Source organism: Cohnella lubricantis, from assembly GCF_014212015.1.
Classification (GTDB): Bacteria; Bacillota; Bacilli; order Paenibacillales; family Paenibacillaceae; genus Cohnella; species Cohnella lubricantis.
Window position 1 is genome coordinate 1 of record NZ_JACJVN010000105.1, and the last position, 8339, is coordinate 8339.

The following is an 8339-nucleotide window of genomic DNA, read 5'->3' on the forward strand; positions in this document are numbered from 1 at the left end:
TTACAGGAATAGCTCCTAATTAGTCCTAATGAATAGGCTCCGCGCATATGACCGCTAATGTAATACAGCGCCCTCAAGGGGCGCTGTATTAGGCACAATGGGACTATCGCTCTTTGTTACTCAGCAGAGCCAAGCTGCTGCCATGCTTGCTCGATTTGGGAGATCGCGGCTTCCTTGTTCGTGTTGCCGCCAATATAACTCTGCATGATCTCGCCGAACTTCTGATGGAACGTATCGAGCGTGTAGTTGATAGACAGGTCGCCCGATTGCTCCGTCTTCAGCAACTCCTCCATCTGCTTCGGCATGTCGAGGTCCGGCAGCGGCGCGTCCTTGATCGGAGGAATAACCTTCGCAACGTTCGAGAACCATTGCTTGCCATAGTCGGACGTGTACAGCCAGTTGAAGAAGTCGATAACGGCCTCAACGTTCTTCGAATCCTTGCTGATGCGAAGCGCTTGGTCCGCACCGGTAATAATGACCGCCTGCTCGGCCTTATCGCTGACAGGATAGCCCATAATGCCAATCTGGATGTCGGGATTAATCTTCTTGATTGCTTCTTCGTCCCATGCGCCTTTGCCGGTCATCATTGCGGCCTTGCCGGTCGCGAAGTCGCTCACTTCAGCATTGCTGTCGCGTTCAAGCGGCTTATCCGTGCCGTGTGCCACGGTCTTGTCAATGAAGTCGAAGAAGTTGTTCTCGAGAATCGGATGATCCTTAAACGATGTCTTGCCGGCGATGAAGTCGGCGACCAGCGTCTTCGGGTCCTCGCCAGCATCCTGCGCGGCGGCGTCCACGAATTGTTGGAACACGTGCTTCCAAGTCCACCATTCCTTGTACGCGTTAGCGAACGGCGTAATGCCTTTGGCTTCCAGCTTCGCGATGGCATCATCCAATTCGGCCACCGTCTTCGGCGGTTCGGTGATGCCCGCTTCTTGGAACAACTCCTTGTTATAAATCAAAGAGAATAAGTTGCCCTTGACCGGAAGTCCCAGCACCTTGCCGTCGGAAGACGTCATGTTGGAGCGGATCGCATCGGTCATCGCTGCCGCGAGCGGCTCATTCGTCAGGTCGGCGCTGTATTCAGCGAATGTGTCGATGTCTCCGCCAGCCGTCGTTTGGAATACGTCCGGGGTGTTGCCCGATGCGATGCGGGATTTGAGGACGGTGTTATAGTCGGACTGCATGATCTCCAGATTAATCGTTACGTTGGGCTGAACTTTTTTATATTCTGCGATGTAAGCGTTAAACGCATCGGTATATTCCGGAGAAGCGGTAAACATGTTGATCGTAATCGGTTTGGAATAATCGACGGCGCCGGATGCCGACGCGGATGAAGCCGGCGATGCATTGTTATTATCGTTGTTGCCGCCGCAAGCTGCCAATGCGCCCGCCATCAGCACCAAACTTGCCGATAATGCCGTAACTCTCTTTATCATGGACTCGCCCCCAGTAAGTTTTAAACTTCGATGCCTATTCTAAATAAATCGCTAGACGATAAAAATGCAGATAAGTGACCACTTTAGGGTAAAAAAGTGGAGTGCTTATCCAGTTCACTTTTGTCCAGTCGACCATTTGTGCCTGTATTCGGAAGGGGACAGAGCGAAATAATTGCGAAATGCCTTGCTGAAATAATTTTTATCCTTATACCCCAGCATCTCGGAAATATCTTGAATTTTGAGATCCGAATCATTCAGCAGTTCCTTGGCTTTGTCCATACGCACTTTCTGCACGTACTCATGGATGCCGCTTCCATATTGCTGCTTGAACAGCTTCATCAGGTATTCCCGGCTTAAATAGTATCTCTCCGCAAATATGGAAATTTTAATGTCCTCGAAATAATGCTGGTCGATATATTCCTTAATCTCGCCGATATCGAATGCCCTCTCGACCGCAGCGCCGCTCCGGATCTGCAAGGCGTAATACCCCATGATCCGGCAGAGCAAATCTTCATATTGCTGAAAATTGACATAGTCGGTCTTCAATCCGACTTCTCTTAGCCCGCCTTGTCTTGCCCACGGGAGCTTCTCCGGGGGGACGCCGCATTCGCTCGCCATGTCGTTCAAGCGGACAATGAACTCCATGGTCGTTCGATCCGCATCCTTTAGACTGAAGCTGCCTAAGTCCGCAAGGCTCTTCGCGAAGTCCAGCACGATGGCGCGCGCCTGGTTCTCATGTCCAGATTCAACCGCTGCGCGAATCTGAGACACTCGTCCGGCGATCGAGTGAGATTCCTTCTCCTGATCCGAACGGTTAGCCGCAGCCTGCTGATAGGCTACTGTACTGCCCGACAGCTTAAGCAAGTCGACGCTGCCCGCAGCCTCGACGGCGAGTGCGTATGATTCGGCCAGTTCGGTCACATCCGAACACTGCGTCCCGATTCCGGCGACCGATACGACGCCGAACAATTCCTTCAGCGCAGCGACGACCTTGTTCATAAAGTGAATGGAACGGAAGGGAACGTCCTCCCGATTGCCGCCAGTTACCGTGCGAATGACGATAATCTCCCGATTCTTCCTCGGATTGGCGAAGCTGAAGCTCCGGAATCCTTCTTCCGCGAATTCATCAATGACATTGGAGATCGCGAACATCAGCAGATCCCTCTCGCCTTTGAACCTCTCTTCCAGCACTTCCTCCATATTCATCAAGCGAACGACGGCGGCGCCGAACCGGTTGCCGGGATCGTCGGCCTGGATGAGGCCCAGGAACGCTTCGTTATTCTTCACCTTGAAGCTGCCCTCGATAACGGATAAGTAGATATCCTCCTTCAGCTTAGGCAACGACATGTTCAAGGTAATGTTCCGGTTAATGAAGTCGCTCTCGCTCCTCCGCCGCTCCTCCAGCACGCCAATCGCCTTGCGAAGGGCCTGATTCAGATCCTGACGGTTGACGGGTTTAAGCAAATAATCGACGGCTCCGGAACGAATCGCTTGACGAGTGTATTCGAAGTCGTTGAATCCGCTGATCACGATCGTGAGCAAGTTCGGATAATCCTCCTCGACTTGCCGGAGAAATGCCAAACCGTCCATCCCCGGCATCTTCATATCGACGAGAACAAGATCCGGCTTCTGTTCCCGAAGCAGGTCAAGCCCCGACTGCCCGTCGCCGGCCTCAAGCACCTCCTCGGCGCCGATCCCCTTCCAATCGCCTAGAATACGTATGGCTTCCCGCGTTGGCTCCTCGTCGTCAATTATTAGAACTTTGTACATGGTTGTAAGTGCCTCCCCGCGGTATCATGATGCGCATCTCCGTTCCCGTCTCATCTGCTGCGATCTCCAGCCTCGCTTCATCGCCGAATATTAACTGAAGACGGGCGTTCAAATTCTTGAGCCCGATGCTGTCGCCTTCGCGCTCCTCCCAATCCGTCCGGAAGGACTGCAGAATCTCCCGGAGCTTGTCCGGCGGAATGCCGGGACCGTCATCCTTCACGGAGATAACCGCATGCTCCGGTTCGAGACGAATGCGGATCAAGATCGTAATGCTGGAGACCACCTTCTCCAGCGCATGCTTAATCGAATTCTCCACAAGCGATTGAATAGAGAGCTTCGGAATCGCAAGACCCATTAGCGATTCGTCGATATCGCTCACGACCTGCAGGCGGTTCCCGAATCGCGCCTTCTGCAGCGTCAAGTATCGTTCCACGTGCTTTAGCTCGTCTCTTACTTGGACGCTGTCTTTGCCGCTGATGCAATATCGGAGCGTCTGCGCCAGCGCATCGACCATGTCGGCGACCTCATCCTCCCCGCTTTTGAGCGCCTTCGTCGAGATGGCCTGCAGGGCGTTATACAGAAAATGGGGATTTATCTCCGCTTCGAGCGCCTTCAGAATCGCGCTCTTCTCCACCAGCTTCATGCGGTAACGTTCATTGATCAGTTCATTCATCCGCCTGACCATCTGGTTGAACCGTTTGGACAATTGAGCGATCTCGTCCCTCCCTTTGACCTCCGTCTCGGCATCAAATGTGCCGGTCCCGAACAAGTTCATCTGAAGAGATAGCTTCTTGAGCGGACGGGTAATCGCATTCGAAGTGAGCGTCACGATTAAGATGGAGAGCGCCAGGAAGCCGAGACCGATCAGAATGCTGATTCGGCTGGCCGTATGGGCTGTCCGGGTAATCGCGTCGTACGGGACCAGCTTGATGAGCCTCCAGCCGTCCTTGTCATCGACGTTGAACATAACCTGATAACGCCGATCCTTGACCGTCCACACGAAGCGGCCTCGCGAAGCCTCTTGGCTAACCTTGGACAGGAAACCGCCATTACGGATGCTAAAATAGAAATTCTGGTTATCCAGATGGAAAGGAACCCCCTCCGTGTTAAGGAACAGCAGGTGCTCGCCCTTCTCAAATGGAACGTCCTTCATGATCTCATCCTTAACGGACGGATTGACATAGAAGCTAAGCACCGCTCTTGCTTGGCGGTCGACCAATGAACGGAGCACACGATGGTACGCCATAAAACTGTTATTGTCAGGCAGGCTATAACCCGTGTCCGCCGTGAACACGAGTGATTGAATCGCTCGGTTCTTGTCGCTGGCCAACGCCTGCTTGTACCACAGCTGATCGGGAATAGTCCCGTCGATGGCTGCGCGAACGGTAACGTCATAGTTCTCGCGGGATATATACAAGTACTTATGATCGTCGATCAAATATAAATATATCCGCTCCAGATCGCTGCGGGAGTAGAACAAGGATCGCAGATAATCCTCCAGGTAGATGCGAGAGGCGTAATCTCTATCGACGTTCTTGATGGCATGGATGATGTCGTCGTATTTGATCTGTGGAAGCGACAATTGCTCGATATCATCGAAGTACTTCTCCAAGTTCTGATTGACGAGCATCAGATTGTTCGAATTGCTGGATATCGTATGATCTATAGACTCCCTCTGGATGATCCAGTAGGAGATTAGCGTAAGGCAAGCCACCACTAGAATGATAATGGTTGTAAACAGCAGAGTCAGCTTGTTGACAAGCCTCCTCGTGCCGAAGTCTCTCAGCCTTCGCGCCGCCCGTTGGAACCATTTCGCCAAGTGAACCATGATGTCTCCCCCCGTTGCACGACAGTTCACCTTATTACCCTTAACTGTCTACTTAAATCCATTTTGTCGGCTCAGTACGCTGTTTATAATGCAATATATCCTAATAGCCAAGGGTATGTACAGGCAAGAAAATCGCCGATTGAACGGTATGCGGCGCAAAAAGAGGTGTGGTAAATGAACAAATTGGGCAGACGGTGGACCGACAAAGCCGAATTCGGAATCTTCACGATCCCGGTGCTAATCTGTGTCGCGATCGCTTTCTACATTCCGTTCGTTCTGACCATTAAGTACTCCTTATTGAAGTGGAACGGGATATCCAAGCATGGAACGTTTATCGGATTGGACAACTTCCGGCAAATTTTCACAGGCGACACTGAATTCATCGATTCCGTGTGGTTCACGGCTAAGTTCGCCGTATTGTACATCATTGTCATTAACGTCCTGGCGATTCTGCTCGCCATCGTTCTAGACTCCAAGCTGAAGTCGAAGACGTTCCTAAGGGCGGCCTTCTTCATCCCTTATATTCTTAGCCTGGTCGTTGTAGGCTTCATCTGGAAGTTTATCTTCATGCAGGGCTTCGAATCGCTCGGCGGCAGCACGGGCTGGAGCATCTTCGGGTGGAGTTGGCTCGGAGAAGAGAAGTTAGCGTTCCTCTCGGTGCTCCTCGTCTCGATCTGGCAATCGATCGGATTCTACCTTGTTATCTATATCGCCGGACTGCAATCCGTGCCGGAAGACCTGAAGGAAGCTGCACTCATGGACGGAGCAGGCCCTATGAGACGGTTCTTCAGCGTTACCCTCCCGCTGCTCGCGCCTTCGGTTACGATCGCGGTCTTCATGGCGCTAACCAACTCAATCAAGGTGTTCGACGTCATTCTGTCCTTGACCGGAGGCGGACCCGGAAGCTCGACCAACAGCGTCGCATACAACATTTACCGGGATACGTTCCAGAATAACTTGTACGGGTACGGCACAGCCAAAGCGCTCATCTTATTCGTTGGCGTCCTGATTATTACGATCCTTCAATTGACCATCTTCAAACGCAGGGAGGTTGAGGGCTAATGCGCAGCAACACTGCCGGACGCGTCGTCTTCGAGGTCGTCCTCGTTCTAATCGCTCTATTATTCCTTTATCCGTTGTTCCTAGCCGTCTTCAACTCGTTCAAGAGCTTCCAAGAGGTAATGACCGATGTCATCGCTTTGCCGAAGCATTGGACATTCGACAACTATTCGTATGTGTGGAAGTATATCAACTACCCGCGGCTGTTCCTGAACAACGTCGTCATCACCGTGATCGGTCTGTTCGGCATTATTCTTGTCTCTTCGATCGCAGCCTATAAGCTGTCGCGGACGAAGTCGCGGTTCAGCGCCGTCATCTACTTCATCTGCATTATGCCGATGCTGATTCCGTTCCAATCGATCATGCTGACCGTGCTGAAGACGGCAGGTTTCCTGCATCTGTCGAACAGCACCTGGGGTCTAGGACTGCTGTACTGGGGCTTTGGCGCTCCGCTCGCCGTATTTATCTATCACGGCTTCGTGAAGGGCATTCCGAAGGAGCTCGACGAGAGCGCCAAGATCGACGGCGCAAGTCCTTTCCGGCTGTTCTTCAGCGTCATCTTCCCGCTGTTGAAGTCGGTCACAACGACGATCATCATCATCGACGTCATGTGGATTTGGAACGACTTCCTGCTCCCGTTGCTCATGGTCAACGGCTCGCCGACGACCAAGACGCTGACGTTGGCGGCTTACACTTTCGTCGGCCAGTACACGTCGGACTGGCAATACGCGATGACAGCCATGGTCATGGCTGTGCTTCCGTCGATCATTGTCTTCATCTTCTTGCAGAAGTACATCGTCAAAGGCGTTGTAGCAGGCGCCGTCAAGGGCTAATGAATCGATTGGCTGCCGCATCGAAAGCCGGAACTCCTCGGGGTTCCGGCTTTTTTGCACAGCGCGTTACCGTCCTATCAACACCAATTATGTTGACGATGATAATCATTATCAATTAGAATGGGATTAACATATACTTATCCATTCGAGGAGGACTCTTATGCTTATCGAGATCAAGACGATGCTCGTCAAACCCGGTCACGCCGATCAAGTCGTCGAGCGGTTCAGCCGCCCGGGCGGGCCGATCACGGAAATTCCAGGATTCATCGACCTTAGCGTCATGGTCAACCGCAGGAAGAAGGACGAGGAAGAAGTCGTCGTCCTCATCCGCTGGGAATCGGAAGAAGCTTGGAAGGCTTGGGAGAAGAGTCCCGCCCATATCGAAGGCCACCGCAAGAGCCGCCAAGCGGGCAAGCCGGACTACATGCTCGGAGGTTCGACCCAGTTCTATGATGTGAAGACCGTCAAGTCCCCAACGCTCGTCTAACCATCCGCCGACAGGGCCGCGCTGCTGGCGCGGCCCTCCCCCTAACCTCACTTAAGCTCCCCTCTAATCCGCTCAGGCCGCATGCTTCTATAACCGCCCCGCTCCCTCCTCCTGTCTGCCTCTCCCCACGCCTATTGTCCGCCCCAATTGTTAACCTCGTGTTATAATCAAGTTAACATTCCAATTGCGAAGGGCTGGATATTCGAAAATGTCGATTCGCCTGCGCGGCCACCACCTGCTCTGCCTGCTCGGGTACCGAGGCAAGGGATACTCCGACGGCTTCTGCGCCAACATGACCGCGATTTACGAGACGCTTCGGCGCGGGTCGGACACCGAGATCCGCATTATCGAAGGGCCGGACGAGATCTGCCGATCATTCCCCGCCGACCAGCCGTCCCACTGCCTTAATGCGAGCGTGTTCCACAAGGACCGGGCGATCCTCGATAAGCTGGCGTTAGCCCCGGGCGATACCGTCCAGTGGCAAGAGATCTGCGACCGGGTCGCCGCCCAAGTCGCTCCCGAAGACATCGCCCATCTATGCCGCGATTGCCAGTGGCAGCCGTACGGCATGTGCAGCGAAGGCGTCGGCCATATCCGTGCGGCGCGAACGCTGCGGAAGCTTCCTCTCCACAGCTGACCTTCTATTGGTGGCCGGCCCGCTTTGCGGTATGATATGGAGAGGAAGGAGCGGTGGGCGTGCCAGAAGATACTCTATCGGGGCTCGAAAATATGCTGATCCTCGACCGCTCCCAGCTGCTCGAGGAACCCGATGCCCTCTACCCGTTCGCCTTGGACGAATGGCTCGGGCGCTGCGCGGGCGAAGGCGGCCCGGCTGTCTGCCATCTATGGCGGCATCCGAGCGCGCTCATTCTGGGCTCGCGGGACAGCCGCTTGCCGGGCGCGGCCGCTGCTGCGCAGCAGCTCGA

The 8339-nt window shown here is 53.7% G+C and carries 7 protein-coding genes and 1 pseudogene; 5 read left to right on the forward strand and 3 right to left on the reverse strand.

What is annotated here, in order from left to right:
• Positions 1-116: 116 nt before the first annotated feature.
• The 3 genes from H4Q31_RS20825 to H4Q31_RS20835 all read right to left on the reverse strand — a co-directional run bounded on the left by H4Q31_RS20825 (position 117) and on the right by H4Q31_RS20835 (position 5034).
• Positions 117-1436 (reverse strand): ABC transporter substrate-binding protein, encoded by a 1320-nt coding sequence (locus H4Q31_RS20825; protein WP_185180990.1) that lies wholly within the window; start codon positions 1434-1436, stop codon positions 117-119.
• Positions 1437-1550: 114 nt separating this feature from the next.
• Positions 1551-3206, reverse strand: a complete 1656-nt coding sequence (locus H4Q31_RS20830) for a response regulator (protein WP_185180991.1) — start codon at positions 3204-3206, stop codon at positions 1551-1553.
• Positions 3184-5034, reverse strand: a complete 1851-nt coding sequence (locus H4Q31_RS20835) for a sensor histidine kinase (protein WP_185180992.1) — start codon at positions 5032-5034, stop codon at positions 3184-3186. The genes H4Q31_RS20830 and H4Q31_RS20835 overlap by 23 nt, the downstream gene beginning before the upstream one ends.
• A gap of 174 nt (positions 5035-5208) precedes the next feature.
• Here H4Q31_RS20835 and H4Q31_RS20840 point away from each other — a divergent pair, with 174 nt between their 5' ends.
• The 5 genes and pseudogenes from H4Q31_RS20840 to H4Q31_RS20860 all read left to right on the forward strand — a co-directional run.
• Entirely contained in the window at positions 5209-6096 is an 888-nt protein-coding gene (locus H4Q31_RS20840; protein ID WP_185180993.1) for a carbohydrate ABC transporter permease, read from the forward strand.
• Complete coding sequence (locus H4Q31_RS20845; RefSeq protein WP_185180994.1) at positions 6096-6926, forward strand: carbohydrate ABC transporter permease; 831 nt, start codon at positions 6096-6098, stop codon at positions 6924-6926. Before H4Q31_RS20840 ends, H4Q31_RS20845 begins: the two co-directional genes overlap by 1 nt.
• 160 nt (positions 6927-7086) lie before the next feature.
• Positions 7087-7413, forward strand: coding sequence for an antibiotic biosynthesis monooxygenase (locus tag H4Q31_RS20850; RefSeq protein WP_185180995.1), 327 nt, complete (start codon positions 7087-7089; stop codon positions 7411-7413).
• A gap of 208 nt (positions 7414-7621) precedes the next feature.
• Complete coding sequence (locus H4Q31_RS20855; RefSeq protein ID WP_185180996.1) at positions 7622-8050, forward strand: DUF1284 domain-containing protein; 429 nt, start codon at positions 7622-7624, stop codon at positions 8048-8050.
• A 59-nt stretch (positions 8051-8109) separates the two neighbouring features.
• Positions 8110-8339: pseudogene (locus tag H4Q31_RS20860) on the forward strand (lipoate--protein ligase family protein); the annotation flags it as partial.

Excerpts from the sequence above, each read along its gene's own strand:
- H4Q31_RS20825 (WP_185180990.1), bottom strand. The coding sequence starts at position 1,436 with ATGATAAAGAGAGTTACGGCATTATCGGCAAGTTTGGTGCTGATGGCG.
- H4Q31_RS20830 (WP_185180991.1), bottom strand. The coding sequence starts at position 3,206 with ATGTACAAAGTTCTAATAATTGACGACGAGGAGCCAACGCGGGAAGCC.
- H4Q31_RS20835 (WP_185180992.1), bottom strand. The coding sequence starts at position 5,034 with ATGGTTCACTTGGCGAAATGGTTCCAACGGGCGGCGCGAAGGCTGAGA.
- H4Q31_RS20840 (WP_185180993.1), top strand. The coding sequence starts at position 5,209 with ATGAACAAATTGGGCAGACGGTGGACCGACAAAGCCGAATTCGGAATC.
- H4Q31_RS20845 (WP_185180994.1), top strand. The coding sequence starts at position 6,096 with ATGCGCAGCAACACTGCCGGACGCGTCGTCTTCGAGGTCGTCCTCGTT.
- H4Q31_RS20850 (WP_185180995.1), top strand. The coding sequence starts at position 7,087 with ATGCTTATCGAGATCAAGACGATGCTCGTCAAACCCGGTCACGCCGAT.
- H4Q31_RS20855 (WP_185180996.1), top strand. The coding sequence starts at position 7,622 with ATGTCGATTCGCCTGCGCGGCCACCACCTGCTCTGCCTGCTCGGGTAC.